The 16,621-nt window shown below is 67.1% G+C and carries 14 protein-coding genes; 9 read left to right on the top strand and 5 right to left on the bottom strand.

Annotated elements, in window-relative coordinates:
- The first annotated feature begins 64 nt into the window (after nt 1-64).
- The 5 genes from glyQ to CAL26_RS05700 are packed head-to-tail and all read left to right on the top strand — an operon-like array spanning nt 65 to nt 5,342.
- Entirely contained in the window at nt 65-976 is a 912-nt protein-coding gene (gene glyQ / locus CAL26_RS05720; protein ID WP_094845904.1) for a glycine--tRNA ligase subunit alpha, read from the top strand.
- On the top strand, nt 973-3,108 hold the full coding sequence (gene glyS, locus CAL26_RS05715; RefSeq protein WP_094845903.1) for a glycine--tRNA ligase subunit beta: 2,136 nt from the start codon (nt 973-975) through the stop codon (nt 3,106-3,108). Before glyQ ends, glyS begins: the two co-directional genes overlap by 4 nt.
- Nucleotides 3,105-3,650: a D-glycero-beta-D-manno-heptose 1,7-bisphosphate 7-phosphatase gene (gene gmhB / locus CAL26_RS05710; protein ID WP_094845902.1), complete on the top strand. Its 546-nt coding sequence runs from the start codon at nt 3,105-3,107 to the stop codon at nt 3,648-3,650. The genes glyS and gmhB overlap by 4 nt, the downstream gene beginning before the upstream one ends.
- Nucleotides 3,647-4,384: a lysophospholipid acyltransferase family protein gene (locus tag CAL26_RS05705; RefSeq protein WP_094845901.1), complete on the top strand. Its 738-nt coding sequence runs from the start codon at nt 3,647-3,649 to the stop codon at nt 4,382-4,384. The genes gmhB and CAL26_RS05705 overlap by 4 nt, the downstream gene beginning before the upstream one ends.
- Entirely contained in the window at nt 4,371-5,342 is a 972-nt protein-coding gene (locus CAL26_RS05700; RefSeq protein WP_094845900.1) for a M48 family metallopeptidase, read from the top strand. Before CAL26_RS05705 ends, CAL26_RS05700 begins: the two co-directional genes overlap by 14 nt.
- A gap of 22 nt (nt 5,343-5,364) precedes the next feature.
- On the opposite strand, the gene CAL26_RS05695 is transcribed toward CAL26_RS05700, so the two are convergent.
- On the bottom strand, nt 5,365-6,354 hold the full coding sequence (locus CAL26_RS05695; protein WP_094845899.1) for a Bug family tripartite tricarboxylate transporter substrate binding protein: 990 nt from the start codon (nt 6,352-6,354) through the stop codon (nt 5,365-5,367).
- 240 nt (nt 6,355-6,594) lie between these two features.
- Between CAL26_RS05695 and gloA the strand changes: the two genes are divergently transcribed.
- The 3 genes from gloA (at nt 6,595) to CAL26_RS05680 (ending at nt 8,855) form a co-directional block, all read left to right on the top strand.
- The gene (gloA, locus tag CAL26_RS05690) at nt 6,595-6,990 is read left to right on the top strand and encodes a lactoylglutathione lyase (RefSeq protein ID WP_094845898.1); all 396 of its coding nucleotides are present in this window, start codon (nt 6,595-6,597) and stop codon (nt 6,988-6,990) included.
- A gap of 85 nt (nt 6,991-7,075) precedes the next feature.
- Entirely contained in the window at nt 7,076-7,609 is a 534-nt protein-coding gene (gene def, locus CAL26_RS05685) for a peptide deformylase (RefSeq protein ID WP_094845897.1), read from the top strand.
- A 16-nt stretch (nt 7,610-7,625) separates the two neighbouring features.
- Entirely contained in the window at nt 7,626-8,855 is a 1,230-nt protein-coding gene (locus CAL26_RS05680) for a nucleoside recognition domain-containing protein (protein ID WP_094845896.1), read from the top strand.
- A gap of 10 nt (nt 8,856-8,865) precedes the next feature.
- Here CAL26_RS05680 and pyk read toward each other — a convergent pair whose 3' ends face one another.
- Nucleotides 8,866-10,308, bottom strand: coding sequence for a pyruvate kinase (gene pyk / locus CAL26_RS05675; protein ID WP_094845895.1), 1,443 nt, complete (start codon nt 10,306-10,308; stop codon nt 8,866-8,868).
- A 157-nt stretch (nt 10,309-10,465) separates the two neighbouring features.
- Between pyk and CAL26_RS05670 the strand changes: the two genes are divergently transcribed.
- Nucleotides 10,466-11,605 carry a glycerate kinase gene (locus tag CAL26_RS05670; RefSeq protein WP_094845894.1) on the top strand — a complete coding sequence of 380 codons (1,140 nt, stop codon included), beginning with the start codon at nt 10,466-10,468 and terminating at the stop codon, nt 11,603-11,605.
- 56 nt (nt 11,606-11,661) lie between these two features.
- Here the strand turns inward: CAL26_RS05670 and rsmA are convergent, their stop codons facing one another.
- From rsmA to CAL26_RS05655, 3 genes are read right to left on the bottom strand one after another with little or no spacing between them, the layout of a single operon-like run.
- On the bottom strand, nt 11,662-12,480 hold the full coding sequence (gene rsmA / locus CAL26_RS05665; protein WP_094845893.1) for a 16S rRNA (adenine(1518)-N(6)/adenine(1519)-N(6))-dimethyltransferase RsmA: 819 nt from the start codon (nt 12,478-12,480) through the stop codon (nt 11,662-11,664).
- Between the two features lie 19 nt (nt 12,481-12,499).
- Nucleotides 12,500-14,134: a peptidylprolyl isomerase gene (locus tag CAL26_RS05660; protein WP_256987992.1), complete on the bottom strand. Its 1,635-nt coding sequence runs from the start codon at nt 14,132-14,134 to the stop codon at nt 12,500-12,502.
- Nucleotides 14,131-16,584 (bottom strand): LPS-assembly protein LptD, encoded by a 2,454-nt coding sequence (locus tag CAL26_RS05655; protein WP_373454441.1) that lies wholly within the window; start codon nt 16,582-16,584, stop codon nt 14,131-14,133. The genes CAL26_RS05660 and CAL26_RS05655 overlap by 4 nt, the downstream gene beginning before the upstream one ends.
- Between the last annotated feature and the right edge of the window lie 37 nt (nt 16,585-16,621).

Genomic DNA, 16,621 nt, shown 5'->3' with positions numbered 1-16,621 from the left:
GGCCGGCTCCAGTAAAATGCCGGGTTTGTCATCCGCGGGCCCATCGGGCGGTTTCCCCAGCACCATGCTCACCTTTCAGCAAATCATCCTAAAACTCCAGGAATACTGGGATAAGCAGGGTTGCACGCTGCTGCAGCCCTACGACATGGAAGTCGGCGCGGGAACCTCGCATACGGCCACCTTTCTGCGGGCGATCGGCCCGGAGCCCTGGCGCGCGGCCTACGTGCAACCGTCGCGCCGCCCCAAGGATGGACGCTACGGCGAAAACCCCAACCGGCTGCAACACTATTACCAGTACCAGGTCGTGCTGAAGCCGGCGCCGCCGGAAATCCTCGACCTGTACATCGGTTCGCTGAAGGCCTTGGGCATCGATCCGACCCGCCACGACATCCGCTTCGTCGAAGACGACTGGGAAAACCCCACGCTGGGCGCCTGGGGGCTGGGCTGGGAAGTCTGGCTGAACGGCATGGAAGTCACCCAGTTCACGTACTTCCAGCAGGTCGGCGGCTTGAACTGCACCCCGACCACCGGTGAAATCACCTATGGCCTGGAACGCCTGGCCATGTACCTGCAGGACGTGCAGAGCGTCTACGACCTGGTCTGGACGATCGGCCCGGACGGCCGCCCGGTCAAGTACGGCGACGTGTTCCACCAGAACGAAGTGGAACAGTCCACCTATAACTTCGAATACTCCTCGGCCGACATGCTGTTCGCGCATTTCAACGACTACGAATCCGAAGCCAAGCGGCTGATGGAAGTCCCGCTGGCCCTGCCCGCCTACGAGGCGGTGCTCAAGGCCGCGCACACCTTCAACCTGCTGGACGCGCGCGGCGCCATCAGCGTCACCGAGCGCGCGGCCTACATCGGCCGCATCCGCAACCTGTCGCGCGCCATTGCGCAGGCCTACTACGAATCGCGCGAACGGCTGGGCTTTCCCATGCTGGGCGGCCGCAGCGCCGCGGAGGTCGCGCAATGAGCGACGTCCGTCCCCTGCTGGTCGAACTGCTGACCGAAGAACTCCCGCCCAAGGCCCTGCGCAAGCTGGGCGAGGCTTACGCCGAAGGCATCCGCCAGGGCCTGGACGCGCGCGGCCTGCTGGGCGCCGACTGCCGCACGCAGGCCTACGCGACGCCGCGCCGCCTGGCAGTGCACCTGTCCGCCGTCCTGGCGCAGGCGCCCGACCAGGACTACGCGGAAAAGCTGATGCCGGTGAAGGTGGGCCTGGACGCCGAAGGACGGCCGACCCCCGCGCTGCTGAAGAAACTGGCCGCCAAGGGCCTGGACAACGTCGACGTCGCGGCGTTGGCGCGCGAATCCGACGGCAAGCAGGACTACCTGGTGGCGCGCGGCACGGCGCCCGGCGCGCGCCTGGCCGACGGCCTGCAGCAGGCGCTGGACGCGGCCATCGCCGGCCTGCCCATCCCCAAGGTCATGAGCTACCAGTTGGCCGATGGCGTAACCACCGTCAAGTTCGTGCGCCCGGCGCATGGCCTGGTGGCCTTGTTCGGCGCCGACGTCGTGGACATTTCCGCGCTGGGCCTGACGGCCGGCCGCGACACGCTGGGCCATCGCTTCATGAGCGAAGGCGCCATCAGCCTGGCCGACGCCGATACCTATGTCGACCGGCTGGCGGACGCGGGCCGCGTGATCGCCTCCTTCGATGCGCGCCGCGATGAAATCTCGCGCCAGCTACAGGCGCACGCCCAGCGCCTGGGCGCCACGCTGGGAGACGATCCCGAAGTGCCGGCGCTGCTGGATGAAGTCACCGCGCTGGTCGAGCATCCCACCGTCTATGTCGGCGAGTTCGAACCGCGCTTCCTGCAGGTGCCGCAGGAATGCCTGATCCTGACGATGCGGTTGAACCAGAAATATTTCCCCTTGTTCGCCCCCGACACCGGCAAGCTGACGCACCGCTTCCTGATCGTCAGCAACATGCAGGTGGCCGATCCGGTGAACATCGTCGAAGGCAACCAGCGCGTGGTCCGGCCCCGGCTGGCGGACGCGCAGTTCTTCTTCGAGACCGATCGCAAGACGCCGTTGGCCGCGCGCGTGGAGCAACTGGGTTCGATCGTCTATCACAACAAGCTGGGCAGCCAGCTGCAACGCGTCGAACGTGTGCGCGGCGTGGCGCGCGGCGTCGCGCAGGCGCTGGGCGCCGATCCGCAAGCCGCCGACCGCGCGGCCCTGCTGGCCAAGGCCGACCTGGGCACCCTGATGGTGGGCGAGTTCCCCGAGCTGCAAGGCATCATGGGCGCCTACTACGCCGAAGCGGATGGCGAAGCCGCCGACGTGGTGCGCGCGCTGCGCGAGCAGTACCGCAACCGCCTGGACGCGCCGGTCGACCGCGACAGCCTGACCATGGCGGCCCTGTTCATCGCCGAGCGCGCCGAGACCCTGGTGGGCATCTGGAGCATCGGCCTGGCGCCTACCGGCGAACGTGACCCCTTCGGCCTGCGGCGTGCCGCGCTGGGCCTGATCAGCGCCTTCGAACAACTGGCGGCCGGCGGATGGCTCAAGCCCAGCCAGAATGGTCCCCTGACCCTGCAAGGCGTGCTGCGCCTGGCGGCCGACAGCTTCGGCGCCGGCCAGATCGCCGATACCGTGCTGGCGGAAGTCGCCGACTTCACCTACGAACGCTACCGTAACCAACTGGCCGCCGAATTCGACCGCAACGCGGTCGATGCCGTGGTGGCGCTGGCGCCGCCGCTGCACCAGGTGGCCGCCCGCGTGCGCGCCGTCACCGCCTTCGGCGCGCTGCCGGAGGCCGCCAGCCTGGCGGCCGCCAACAAGCGCGTCGGCAATCTGCTGAAGAAGGCGGAAGGCGACATCGGCGCCGTCGATGCCGCGCGCCTGCAGGAGCCCGCCGAGCGCGCATTGGCCCAGGCCATCGACAGCCTGAGCCCGCGCGCGCAAGCGCAATTCGACGCCGGCGATTTCGCCGGCAGCCTCAGCACGCTGGCCCAGGCTCGCGAACCGGTGGACGCGTTCTTCGCCGATGTCATGGTCATGGCCGACGACCCGGCCGTGCGCGCCAACCGGCTGGCCCTGCTGGGCCAGCTCCATGGCCTGATGAACAAGGTCGCAGACATTTCCCGGCTCGCCCAGTGAAAATCATCATCCTAGACCGCGACGGCGTCATCAATCAGGACAGCGACGCGTTCGTCAAGTCGCCGGACGAATGGGTCGCCCTGCCCGGGTCCTTGCACGCAATCTCGCGGCTGCACCAGGCCGGCTGGACGGTCGTCATTGCCTCCAACCAATCGGGATTGGGCCGGGGCCTGTTCGATATGCGCACGCTGACCGCCATCCACGCCAAGATGCGGCGCGAACTCGCCCAGGTCGGCGGCGCCATCGACGCCATTTTCCTTTGCCCGCATCTGCCTGAAGACAACTGCCGCTGCCGCAAGCCGCTGCCCGGCATGTACGAGCAGATCGCCGAGCGCTTCGACGTGGACCTGGCCGGGGTGCCGGCCGTCGGAGACTCGCTGCGTGACCTGCAGGCCTGCGCGACGGCGGGCTGCGCGCCTTGGCTGGTCAAGACCGGCAATGGCCAGAAGACGCTGGCCTCGGGCCAGATGCCGGCGGGTACGCGAGTGGCCGACGACCTTGCCGCGGTGGTGGATATCCTTCTGGAAGAAAGCGCCGCATGAAGGCCGTCTTGTTTCTGCGTTCGCTGCTGTATGTGGTTTTCCTCAGCGTCACCGTCATTCCCTACGCGCTGGCCTGCCTGCTGTGGGCGCCCCTGCCCCTGCACTGGCGCTATCGCCTGACGGTGGGCTGGCCGCGCCTGGCCATCTGGGGCGCGCGGGTGTTCTGCGGCATCCGGTGGCAGGTGCGCGGCTGGGAGAACCTGCCCGACGGCCCTGCGATCCTGCTTTCCAAGCACCAGTCCGCGTGGGAAACGCTGTGCTTCCCGGCCCACATGCCGCGCGAGGTCTGTTTCGTCTACAAGCGTGAATTGCACTACGTGCCGTTTTTCGGCTGGGGACTGGCGCTGCTGCGCATGATCCCGATCGATCGCGCAAAGGGGCGCGACGCCTTCGAACAAGTGGTGCGGCAAGGACAACGCCGCCTGAACGAAGGCCGCTGGCCGCTGCTGTTCCCGGAAGGCACGCGCATCGCACCCGGGCAGAAGGGCCGCTTCAAGATGGGCGGCGCCCTGCTGGCATCACGCACCGGCAGCGTGGTGATTCCCATCGCGCACAACGCCGGCGAGTGCTGGCCGCGCAACGCTTTCGTCAAGCGTCCGGGCATGATCACCGTTTCGATCGGCCCCGCGATAGAATCGCAAGGCAAATCACCGGAGGAGCTGAATCGCCAGGTCCAGGACTGGATCGAAGGCGAAATGCGCCGCCTCAACCCTGAAAGGTATGTCTCGGAATAATCAGCTCGAACTTCTGTTCGATGCAGCCGGTTCAGGCGCGCCGCCCGGCGATACGGGCGGCGGCGACGCCGAGCCGGCGCTATTCCCTGCGGAATCGCCCGCGCTGGGTGCGACGGTTCCGTCGACGCGGGACGCCCCCGATACTTTCGATCTGCGGCCTTCTTCGGCCAGCCCGTTCATCGTCCCGACGATCTGCCCGCCCACCCTGCCGCCCAATGCACGCTGGCGCGTCGTCGCGACGCCGCAGCAGGAGATCGGCTTCGTGCTGCTGCGCTCGCGCCGGCGCACGATAGGCTTCGTGGTCAGCGACGATGGCCTGCGCGTGACGGCGCCGAACTGGGTCACGCTGCGCCAGGTCGACGAGTCCGTGGTGGAGAAATCCGGGTGGATCCTGGCCAAGCTGCGCGATTGGCAGAAGCGCAGGGAACAACTGGCGCTGTCGCAGACGCAATGGCGCGCGGGCGGCGAACTGCCCTACCTGGGCAAACGCATCGTGCTGGAACTGGGGTCACACGAACGGCATGCGGCATTGTCCGGCGACGCGGACGCGCCGTGCGACGGCGACGTCCTCCGGCTGGCGCTGCCCGCCGACGCCGCCGCTTCGCGTATCCGGGACGCCGCGCAGGCCTGGCTGCAGCAGCGCGCCGGGATCTGGTTCGGCGCGCGCCTGGGGTATTTCCTGCAGGCGAGCGGCTTGAAGATCCGCCGCTGGCGGCTGTCGTCCGCGGCCACGCGCTGGGGGTCGTGCACCAGCGACGGCAACATCATGCTGAACTGGCGCCTGATCCATTTCGGGCCCGCCATCATCGACTATGTGATCGCGCATGAGCTGGCGCACTTGCGGGAAATGAATCACAGCCCCAATTTCTGGAACGAGGTCGGGCATATCCTGCCCGACTACCAGCAGGCGCGCGACGTCCTGCGCCGCCACGATCCCGCGATGCTGCCGCAGCTTTGAACCGCCAACGGACAGGAACCGCCTAGGACGAAGGCTGGACGTTGCGGGTTTCCAGGATGGTCGTCCACCTTTCGGTTTCTTTCGCGATCAAGGCCCCGAAGGCCGCCGGCGTGTCCGGCGCGGGCGGGACATAGGCCAGCTGGAGCAGGGCCTCCTGCAGCTCCTGCCTGGCCAGCGCCGCGTTCATCGATTGATTGAGCCGCGCCACGACTTCAGGCGGCGTAGCCGCCGGCGCCATCAGGCCGTACCAGGCGTCCAGCGCCAGGGAGGGGAAGCCGGCTTCGGCGATGGTCGGGGTGTGCGGGAGACTGGACACCCGCTCTCGGGACATGACGGCAAGCGCCTGCACATTGCCCGCCTGGATATGCGGAAGCGCCGCTGGCAGCGGCGCGAAACGCATATCGACCCGTCCTCCTATGACGTCGTTGAACGCATGCAAGCCACCCCGATAAGGCACATGCGCAATGTCGGTGCCTGTCTCCTCCTGGAACATCGCACATAGAAGATGATCGCTGGTGCCGACGCCCGCCGAGGCGCAGGTCGGCGCGCCGGGGTACGTTTTCGCCAGGTCGATGATGTCTTGCACACTGCCGAGAGGAGCGTCCTTGCCCACTGCGATGACGAACGGCATCGTCGCGGCCAGGCCGATGGGTACCATCTCGCGCGCGAAGTCGAAATCCAGCTGCGGATACATCGCCTTGTGTATCGTGTTCGGGCGTGCGCCCAGATAAATGGTGTACCCATCGGGCTTCGCGCGTGCGACAGCCTTGGCGCCGATATTGCCCGCCGCGCCCGGCCGAAAGTCGACAATCATGTTCTGCCCCAGCTCCGCGCCCATATATTTGGCCAACACCCGTGCAAGGGCCTCCGCGCTGCCGCCCGGCGGGTAGCCAATGACCAGTGTCACAGGCCGCTGCGGGTACATCAGTTCCGCGTCGGCCGCCGTGGCGCTCCACGGGATGAAGCTGCTCAACAAGGCTAGGGCCACGAACTCCCGTTTGCAAAATTGCATACCTGTCTCCTGTTCTGCTGTTGTGGCCGGCGGCGGCGATCGTGGGTGGCCGGCGCACAGTTGATCGCGGCGGGTTGGGTGCCAGCCCGGCGGCAGGGGTTCCTTGCCGCGGGCACAGGGGCCTCGCAAGGCACGCCGGCGTCGGCCTGCTCGACGCGGCTCGGGCTCGCAGCCTCTACAATGTCGAATTGCCCGCGCCCCGCGCGGCCGCCGCGATCAGCCAGTTGAAAGGAAACCATCATGCGACTGCTCCACACCATGCTCCGTGTCGGCAATCTGGACCGTTCCATCGATTTCTATACCAACGTGCTCGGCATGCGCCTGCTGCGCCGCAAGGACTACCCCGACGGCAAGTTCACCCTGGCCTTCGTCGGCTACCAGGATGAGAAGGACGGCGCGGTGCTCGAGCTCACGCACAACTGGGACACCGAACGCTACGACCTGGGCACGGGCTACGGCCACATCGCCATCGACGTGCCCAATGCCTACGAAGCCTGTGATCGCGTGCGCGAACGCGGCGGCAAGGTCACGCGCGAGGCCGGTCCCATGAAGCACGGCACCACGGTCATCGCCTTCGTCGAGGACCCCGACGGCTACAAGATCGAGTTCATCCAGAAAGGATCGCAGAACGATTGATCCGAGTTTGCGCGGCGTGTGGACGGGCCATGGACACGCCGCCTAGAATGCTCCGCCGAGCATCCTTCACCGTGACACCGACGCCATGATCCACGAAATCCTCAAAATGGGTGACCCCCGCCTGCTGCGCGTGGCGGCCCCCATCCGCGACTTCGACACGCCTGAGCTGCACGCCCTGGTTCAGGACATGTTCGACACCATGAAGCACGCGCACGGCGTCGGCCTGGCGGCGCCGCAGATAGGCGTGGACCTGCAGCTGGTGATCTTCGGCTTCGAACGCAGCGAACGCTACCCGGATGCGGAGCCCGTCCCGCAAACGGTGCTGTGCAATCCCATCATCACCCCGCTGTCGGACGACCGCGAAGAAGGCTGGGAAGGCTGCCTGTCGGTGCCCGGGCTGCGCGGGCTGGTACCGCGCCATACGCACATCCGCTACACCGGCTACGATCCCGCCGGCAACATGATCGAACGCGAGGCGCGCGGCTTCCATGCACGCGTCGTGCAACATGAATGCGATCACCTGATCGGCCGCCTGTACCCCACCCGGATGACCGACCTGACCAAGCTGGGCTACACCGACGTGCTATTCCCGGGACTGGATCCCAAGAGCGACGATTGAGCCGCGATGCCGAGTCATGCTGAATAGGCTCTGGCTGGCATTCTTCCTGGCCGCCGGCGTCGCCGGCGGGCTGCGTTGGCTGATCGGCGGCGATGCCGGCGTCTTCGCGTCCATGGTGGGCGCGCTGTTCGACATGGCGCGGCTGTCGGTGGAAGTCATGGTGCTGCTGTTCGGCACCTTGACCTTGTGGCTGGGATTCCTGCGCATCGCCGAGCAGGCAGGGCTGGTTGGCGCCCTGGCCCGCCTGCTCGGCCCGCTGTTCGGCCGGCTCATGCCGGAGGTGCCGCGCAACCATCCCGCCATCGGCCTGATCACGCTGAACTTCGCCGCCAACGCGCTGGGGCTGGACAACGCCGCCACGCCGATCGGGCTGCGCGCCATGCGCGAACTGCAGACGCTGAATCCACAGCCGGAAACGGCGACCAATGCCCAGATACTTTTCCTGGTGCTGAATGCCTCGTCGCTGACGCTGCTGCCGGTCACGATCTTCATGTATCGGGCACAGCAAGGCGCCACCGACCCCACGCTGGTCTTCCTGCCGATACTGCTGGCGACCTGCGCATCCAGCCTGGTGGGGCTGCTGACGGTCGCCGCATGCCAGCGCCTGCGCCTGCACGACCCCGTCGTGCTTGCATGGCTGGCGGCGGTCGCCGTGATCCTGGGTGGCTTTGCCGCGCTGCTGGCCACGCTGTCGTCCGGCGCGATCGCGGCGCTGTCCTCGCTGCTCGGCAACCTCACGCTGTTCGGCATCATCCTTGCCTTCCTGCTGGCGGGTGCGTGGAAAAAGATCCCGGTGTACGAGTCCTTCATCGAAGGCGCGCGCCAGGGCTTCGACATCGCGCGGGACCTGCTGCCCTACCTGGTCGCCATGCTGTGCGCGGTGGGCGTGCTGCGGGCCTCGGGCGCCCTGGACGCCGTGCTGGACGGCATGCGCTGGCTGGCGCATGCGGCGGGCTGGGACACGCGCTTCGTCGACGCCATGCCCACGGCGCTGGTCAAGCCGTTTTCGGGCAGCGCCGCGCGCGCCATGATGCTGGACACCATGTCCCATTTCGGCGTGGACAGCTTTCCGGCGCTGCTTGCCGCCACGGTGCAGGGCAGCACCGAAACCACCTTCTACGTGCTGGCGGTGTATTTCGGCGCGGTCGGCATCCGCCGCGCGCGCCACGCCGTGGGCTGCGCATTGCTGGCCGACCTGGCCGGCGTGCTGGCATCCATCGGCGTGTGCTACTGGTTCTTCGGCTGAGCCGCCGCGCCTATTCCACCGGCAGCAGCTTCATGCCATTGGTGCCGCCGCTGTCGCGGTAGGAATCGCCTTTCGTCAGGATGACCCAATCGCCCGCTTCCACACGGCCACGCTGCTTCAGCTCATTGATCGCGGCGTTGCTCAACTCCGCGGGATCATAGGACGACGGGTCGAAGGGTACGGTATATACGCCACGAAACAGCGCCGCGCGATGCTGCGTCACGGGGTGCGGGCTGTAGCAATAGATGGGCACGCCGGAGCGGATGCGCGACATGATCAGCGGCGTATGGCCGCTTTCCGTCATGGCGATCACCGCCTTGACGACGGGAAAGTGGTTGGCCGCGTACATGGCCGCCAGCGCGATGGTTTCGTCGCAGCGGGAGAAGGTCTCGCCCAGGCGGTGATGCGAATGCGTGGACGTGGGATGCTTTTCCGCGCCCAGGCAGACGCGCGCCATGGCCTCGACCGCTTCGACCGGATACTGGCCCGACGCGCTTTCGGCGGACAACATCACGGCATCGGTGTAATCGAGCACCGCGTTGGCCACATCCGAAACTTCCGCGCGCGTGGGCAAGGGATTGGTGATCATCGATTCCATCATCTGCGTGGCGGTGATGACGACCTTGTTCAGCGTGCGGGCGTGCTGGATGATGCGCTTCTGGATGCCCGCCAGTTCGGCATCGCCGACTTCGACACCCAGGTCCCCGCGCGCCACCATGACGCCGTCGCTGGCGCGGATCAGGGCATCCAGGGCTTCATCGTCGACCACGGCTTCGGCGCGTTCGATCTTGGCGATGATCCATGCGTCGCTACCCGCCGCACGCACCAGTTCACGCGCCTCTTCGATGTCGGAACCGTGGCGCGGAAAGGAAACCGCCACGTAGTCCAGCTGCAACTCCGCCGCCACCTTGATGTCGGCGCGATCCTTGTCGGTCAGGCTGGGCGCCGACAGGCCGCCGCCGCGGCGATTGATGCCCTTGTTATTGGACAGCACGCCACCGACCATGACGGTGGTCTGCACCGAGTCGCGGTCTATGCTTTCCACGCGCAGCACCACGCGGCCGTCATCCAGCAGCAGCTCGTCGCCCGGGCGGCAGTCCTGCACCAGTTCCGGATAGTCGATGCCGACGATTTCCGCATTGCCCTCGTCGTAGGGATAGCTGTTGGACAAGGTGAACGTGGACCCGACCTTCAGCGTGACCTTGCCATCGGCAAAGCGCGCGATGCGGATCTTCGGACCTTGCAGGTCGCCCATCAACGCCACGAAGCGGCCCTGCCTGGCAGCGGCCTCGCGCACCAGTTGCGCGCGCTGCCGATGGTCTTCGGTATCGCCATGCGAGAAGTTCAAGCGGGCTACGTCCATGCCGGCGCGCACGAGCGCTTCGATCCGCTCCGGCGACGATGTCGCGGGACCCAGGGTGGCGACGATTTTGGTGCGACGCAGCACTGCCATGACGTATTCCTCGGGAAGTTGAGCAAGCGTCCTATGGTACGCCTGCCGGACTGCAATGGTCATACACGCGCCGGCAGGGCGTTATCATGGGCGGCTCCCAGCGGGGCAGCCGCCCTGCCCCGCAGCCCACAGCACACAACCAACAACGAGACCGCCTGTGAAAATCGTCATCGCGCCCGACTCTTTCAAGGAAAGCCTGTCCGCTCCCGACGCCGCCGCCGCCATCGCGCGTGGCGTGCGCGCCGCCTGCCCGCAAGCGGAGATCGTCGAGATCCCGATGGCCGACGGTGGTGAAGGGACGGTGGCGGCAGTGCTGGCGGCCGCTGGCGGCGAATGGCGATCGACGGATGTGACGGACGCGCTCGGTGGCCGCGCGGCGGCAGCCTGGGGCTGGCTGGACGACGGCACGGCGGTCATCGAAATGGCGGCCGCCGCGGGCCTGGAACAGGTCCCGCCGGAACGGCGCGATCCCTTGCGCGCGACCAGCCGCGGTGTTGGCGAACTGATGCGCGCGGCACTGGATGCCGGCGCGCGCCGCATTATCCTGGGGCTGGGTGGATCGGCGACCAACGACGCCGGCGCGGGCATGCTCTGCGCGTTGGGCCTGCGCATACTGGATGCGCACGGTCATCCTGTTCCCGACGGCGGCGCGGGCCTGGCCCAGGCCGCGCGCATCGACACCGGCACGCTGGATCCGCGGCTGGCGAAGGTGCGCGTCGAAGTCGCGTCCGACGTCGACAACCCCTTATGCGGCCCGCATGGCGCGTCCGCGGTGTTCGGGCCGCAGAAAGGCGCGACGGCCGAACACGTGCGGCAACTGGATGCGGCGCTCGCGCGCTTCGCGGACCTGAGCGCGCGCACCTTGGGGCGCGACGAACGCGAACGGCCGGGCGCCGGCGCGGCGGGCGGGCTGGGCTTCGCGGCGCACGCCTTCCTGAACGCCGATTTCCGGCCGGGCGTCGAGGTCGTCGCGGAATTGGGGAAACTGGCGCACGCCATGCAGGGCGCTGTCCTGGCCTTCACGGGCGAAGGCCGCATGGACGAACAGACGCTGCATGGCAAGACCCCGGCGGGCGTCGCGCGCATCGCCAGCCAGGCGGGCGTGCCCGTGGTGGCGCTGGCGGGGTCGCTGGGCGAAGGCTACGAAAAACTGTATGGCGCCGGGATCACGGCGGCGTACAGCCTGGCGGCCGGGCCGATGACCCTGGCCCAGGCGTGCGCGCAGGCCGCGCAACTCTTGTCCGATCGCGCTCGCGATGCGACGCGCCTGTTCCTGGCCGGGGCGCGCAGGCTGTAGGCCCCGCGCCGGCGCCTGAAAGCCCAAATCTTGGCGCCGGTATTCAGGCGCCGTTATCAGGCATCGAGCTCCGCGCTATGCGGCCGCTCCGGCCCTACCAGGCCGGCATCGAACAGCGCATCGGCCAGGGCAATGAACCGGGCCACCGGCACTTCTTCCGCGCGCGCCGTGGGCGCGATGCCCAGCGCTTCCCAGGGCACGTGCGCCGCCCAATCGCCCAGGGCGCGGCGCAGCATCTTGCGCCGCTGCGCGAATGCCCGCGCCACCACCTGTTCCAGCGCGGCCTCGCTGCGCGGCCGGGTCCGGTCCGCCGGCAGCGGCACCATGCGCACGACGGCAGACACCACGCGCGGTGGCGGGTCGAAGGCTTCCGGCGGGACATCGAAAAGCTTGTCGATGCGATAACGTGACTGCAGCATCACCGACAGCCGCCCGTAATCCGACGACGACGGCTGCGCCGCCATGCGATCGATGACTTCCCGCTGCAGCATGAAGTGCTGGTCCCGCACCGTATCGCTGACCGTCATCAGATGGAACAGAATGGGGCTGGAAATGTTGTACGGCAGGTTGCCGACGACGCGCAGGCCGGCGCCGAATTGCGAGAAGTCGACGGTCAGCGCGTCGGCTTCCACCACCACCAGCCGGTCGGCGGGATGGTCGCGCCGCAGGCGTTCCGCCAGGTCGCGGTCGATCTCGACCACATTCAACTGCCGCACACGTTCCAGCAGGGGGCGGGTCAGCGCGGACAAGCCCGGCCCGATTTCCACCATGCGGTCATCGTGTGCGGGCCCGATGGCGCGGACGATGGCGTCCACGACGCCTTCGTCGACCAGGAAATGCTGTCCGAAGCGCTTGCGCGCCTGATGCTGGGCCATAAGCTATTTGACGACGGGGTTACCGCGTAGCGCTGTCCTGGCTATTTTCGCGATCCTGCTTCTCCAGGCGATTGTCGATATACGCCGCGTCGCGCAGTTGCTCCAGATAGTCGTCGAACGCCAGTTCGGAGCGCCGTTCGAACAGCACACGGCGGGCCTGCAGGCGCTGGACCTCGTCCTTGACGTCCTTCTCGCGACGTTCCAGGACCTGGATCAGGTGCCAGCCGAAGCGGGTCTGGACGGGTTCGCTGACCTGTCCGGGTTGCAGGGCATTCATGGCCTGTTCGAATTCCGGCACCGTTTCGCCCGGGTTCAGCCAGCCGAGGTCGCCGCCCTGCGGTGCCGTGGCGTCCTGCGAGTTCTGCCGCGCGAGCAGGCCGAAGTCCTCGTGCCCTTCGACGATACGCTGGCGCAACAGCGTCAGGCGCTGGCGAGCCTCGTCATCCGACATGACGGCGGAGGTCTTGATCAGGATGTGGCGCGCATGGGTCTGGGTGACCTGCACCGGACCCTGCGGCAGCGGCACGGTGCCGTCCGAGCTCGGGTTGGGCGGCGCGGCCGGCGGCGTGGCCGGCGTCTGCGCCGGATTGCGCGCCGGCGCGGGCGCGCCCGCGCTGCGGCGGTCCAGCACCTTCAGGATGTGGAAGCCGTTGCCGCTCTGGACGATGCCGGATACCTCGCCCTTGCGGAGGTTGGCGACCGCATTGACGAACAGGTCGGGCCAGCCTTCCAGCGGACGCTCGCCCATCACGCCGCCCTGCAGGGCTTCGGGGCCGTCCGAGGCGGCGGCCGCGACGCTGGCGAAATCGGCGCCGCCTTTCAGGCGCGCCAGGATGTCTTCGGCTTTCTTGCGCAAGGCGGCGACGGCATCGCGCGTGGCGCTTTCGGGCACGCGCACCAGGATCTGGGCCAGGGCCACGATTTCCGGCCCGGCCGGGGCCTGGGCCTGCGGCGCCGCCGCGACGGCCGGTCCGGGCGCGGCGGGCGCGCTGCCCGAACGGCCCTGGCGGCGCTCCTGTTCTTTCAGGAAGGCATCGACTTCCGCGTCCGATATCACCAGTGTGGCGTCGACGGTGCGCTGGCGCAGGCGGTCAGCCAGCACTTCGCTGCGGATGCTCTTGCGATAGGCTTGCCAGGTGATGCCCTGCTTTTCGATGGCCTGCCGCAGTTGGTCGGTGGACATCTTGTTGCGCGAGGCGACCGTACCGATGGCCTGGTCCACCTGCGCGTCGTCGACACGGATATTCAGGCGCTTGGCATCCTGGCGCTGCAGGTCTTCCATGATCAGGCGTTGCAACACCTGGCGCTGCAGGACCTTGGTGTCGGGCAGCTGGATGTTCTGGCGCGTCAATTCCTGCGTGGCGGTTTTGACGCCTTCGTTGACCTCGCGCATCGTGATGACGTCCTTGTTCACCACGGCGGCGATGCCATCGGCGAACTGGTCCGTCTGCGGCGCGGCCGCGGGCTGCGGTGCGGGCGCGGGCGCCGCCGGCTTGGCGCCGGGCTTGGCGGCGGGCTTATGCGACTGCGCGGAAGGCCGCCCCTGCGACTGCGATTGCGACTGCGCGACAGCCGAGAGCGGCAGCGCGGCGCACGCGATCGTTACCACGATGTCGCGCGCCAGGCTGGCCGGCAAAAACACACTACGCATCATTCATACCTTTCGAAAGTCGTTCCGGACGCCGGGGGCGGATTGACCGGCTCGTAACCCGGGATGCTGCGCCGCAGGAGCTTCAGGGGATCGGTTCCCAACGCGCCCAGTCCGGTCAGCTCCAGCTGGAGGAAGAAGGCCGTATTGTTCTCGTCGGTCGCCACGGCATAGCGCTGGAATACCGCGCGGCCTGTCCAGCAGCAATCGCCTTTGTACTCCACGCCGAGGATAGCCTGCGTCACGCGCCGCGAATCCTGGGTCTGCAAGCCGTTGGAATCGGTGATCGGCCCGGTGTGCAAGGAATAGTCGATGCGGCCCACCCCGAATATGCGCTGGGTGAAGGGCCACTGGAACGCCAGGCTCACCTGGTTCTGGCCTTGGATATAGGACTGCTGCGCGCCCGTGCTGATCGTCGGGGGATCGCGCTGGTAGCGATAGGAGACGGAAATCGACGTCAGGCGCTGCGGCGACCAGCGGGCGGATATCAGGCCCTGCTGGAAGCGGCTATTGTAAGGGTCGTACTGGCCGCTGAGGGTCGTGGTCAGCGTGTCCGTCAGCGCCGCGGTCGTTTCCGCCAGGAAATTGGAACGGACGTTGGTGCGCGGCGTTTCGTTCGGCAGCGTGACCCGCTGGTCCTGGAAATAGATCTGCTGCCCTATCGACGCGGACAGGCGCTCGAACCCGGAGTTGGCATCCAGCCAGCGCGTCGTCAGCGCGGCGGTCAGCTGGTTCGCGTTGGCGATCCGGTCCCAACCGCCGGTATAGATGTTTTCCTCGAAAGCCTGGGCGAAGCTGAAGTCCGCCAGCGCGGTGTCGTAGACGGGCAGCTTCGACTGATCGCGATACGGCACGCGCAGGTAGTACAGACGCGGTTCCAGCGTCTGGATGGAGTCCTTGCCGAACAGCGTGGTATCCCGTTCGAAGGTCATCCCGCTGTCGACCGAGAAGATGGGCAGGCCGCGCGACTCGCTGCTCGGATAGTTGGTCGTGCCCAGGAAGTTCCAGTCACCGCCGTACCAGTTGGTGCTTTGATACTGGGTGAAGTTGTAGCCGACCTTCGGGGTGACATACCAGCCCGGACGCACGATCGGGAAGGCCAGTGTCGGATACGCCTGCAGGCGGTCGCCGTTCGGTCCGTAGTGGCCGTTGATGGCGCCAGCGATGTTTTCCGCGGGTCCCACCAGAGTCCGTTCGAAGCGCGTCGCGGTGCTGGTGAGATTGGCGTCGAATCCGTAGAAGTTGTAGCGCTGGCCACGCAGGGAGAGCTCCGGCACCTTGTCGTACGGCGGCAGGATCAGGGAGTCGACGTCCTGCAGCGTTTGATACTTGTAGACCTGGACGTAGGTCTGCCAGTACTGGTTGCTCCAACCCACCATGCCTTGGCGAGGCAGGTAGGTGGTGGACGCCTCGTTCAAGCCGATCGTGGAAAAGTCGCGGTAATAGTCGTTATCCGACACACCATTGAGATTCCACATCCCATAGAAGCCGTTGCCGAACGTCTGCCAATGCTTGCTGCTGTACATCCATCGCTTCTCACCCGTCTGCGCGTCGTCGGGCAGATAAGTGCCCTGCATGATCCCGCTGTATGACGGCCCCAGATACCGGAATTCCCCGCCGAGCTGCAACCCGCGCTTGGACAGCAGCCTCGGGTACAACGTGGCGTCATAATTCGGCGCCAGGTTGAAGTAGTACGGCGTCATGACCTCGAAGCCGCTGCGGCTGGTCGACCCATACGTGGGAACCAGGAGACCCGACTTCCGCTCCTTCTTGACCGGAAAGGTCATGTACGGCGACGCCAGGATGGGCACGTCCTTGAAGTACAGCACCCCATTGCGCGCCACGCCTTCGTTTTCGTCGAAATCCAGATCCGCGGAATCGGCCTTGATGTACCAGGACGGGTTGTCGCAGGCGCAGCCGGCGTAGGTGGTGTTCTGCAGCCGCATCGTCGAACGGCTGAAGATGTCGGCATGCTGCGCCTGGGCGAAGCCGCCGGAAGCGCCCAGCCAGAAATCCGGCGCGGTCAGCTGGCCGCTGTCGGTGTCGACGTTGTATTGCAGGGCCGGCCCGGTCACCACCGTGCCGTCGCGCATCAGCCGGGCGCTGCCCTGGGAGTCGACCTGGCCCGACGCGCGGCGGTAGGTGATCGTGTCACCCTTGAGCACGGAATCGATGCGGCGCACCTGCGCGCTGCCGGTCAGCGTGAGATTGGAATCGGGGTCGCCGTCCATTTTGTCCGCTTCCAGGTAGGCGGGCGCCTGGTCGCCGTTCAGGCGATGCACCCGCAAACCCGGCGACGAACGCAGGCCCAGGACCTCGACGTCCTGGCCGGCGGTTTTGGAAACGGACTGCGTCGTCGACGACTTGGAATCCGCTGACGTATCCGTTGCGACTTGGGCCTGGGCGACAGAGACCGCGCCAGCAAGGAATAGGATCAACGACCGGACGATGCGCACGTACGAGGGAACCTGAAAAAAGGGCAATGCGGCCGGA

Source organism: Bordetella genomosp. 9, from assembly GCF_002261425.1.
Taxonomy (GTDB): Bacteria; Pseudomonadota; Gammaproteobacteria; order Burkholderiales; family Burkholderiaceae_B; genus Bordetella_C.
The sequence above is the reverse complement of the archived record's forward strand: the minus strand, read 5'-3'. Positions and strand labels throughout refer to the sequence as shown.

Bases quoted from the DNA above. Each gene is read 5' to 3' on its own strand.
- glyQ (WP_094845904.1), top strand. From the start codon at position 65: ATGCTCACCTTTCAGCAAATCATCCTAAAACTCCAGGAATACTGGGAT.
- glyS (WP_094845903.1), top strand. From the start codon at position 973: ATGAGCGACGTCCGTCCCCTGCTGGTCGAACTGCTGACCGAAGAACTC.
- CAL26_RS05705 (WP_094845901.1), top strand. From the start codon at position 3,647: ATGAAGGCCGTCTTGTTTCTGCGTTCGCTGCTGTATGTGGTTTTCCTC.
- CAL26_RS05700 (WP_094845900.1), top strand. From the start codon at position 4,371: ATGTCTCGGAATAATCAGCTCGAACTTCTGTTCGATGCAGCCGGTTCA.
- CAL26_RS05695 (WP_094845899.1), bottom strand. From the start codon at position 6,354: ATGCAATTTTGCAAACGGGAGTTCGTGGCCCTAGCCTTGTTGAGCAGC.
- gloA (WP_094845898.1), top strand. From the start codon at position 6,595: ATGCGACTGCTCCACACCATGCTCCGTGTCGGCAATCTGGACCGTTCC.
- def (WP_094845897.1), top strand. From the start codon at position 7,076: ATGATCCACGAAATCCTCAAAATGGGTGACCCCCGCCTGCTGCGCGTG.
- CAL26_RS05680 (WP_094845896.1), top strand. From the start codon at position 7,626: ATGCTGAATAGGCTCTGGCTGGCATTCTTCCTGGCCGCCGGCGTCGCC.
- pyk (WP_094845895.1), bottom strand. From the start codon at position 10,308: ATGGCAGTGCTGCGTCGCACCAAAATCGTCGCCACCCTGGGTCCCGCG.
- rsmA (WP_094845893.1), bottom strand. From the start codon at position 12,480: ATGGCCCAGCATCAGGCGCGCAAGCGCTTCGGACAGCATTTCCTGGTC.
- CAL26_RS05660 (WP_256987992.1), bottom strand. From the start codon at position 14,134: ATGATGCGTAGTGTGTTTTTGCCGGCCAGCCTGGCGCGCGACATCGTG.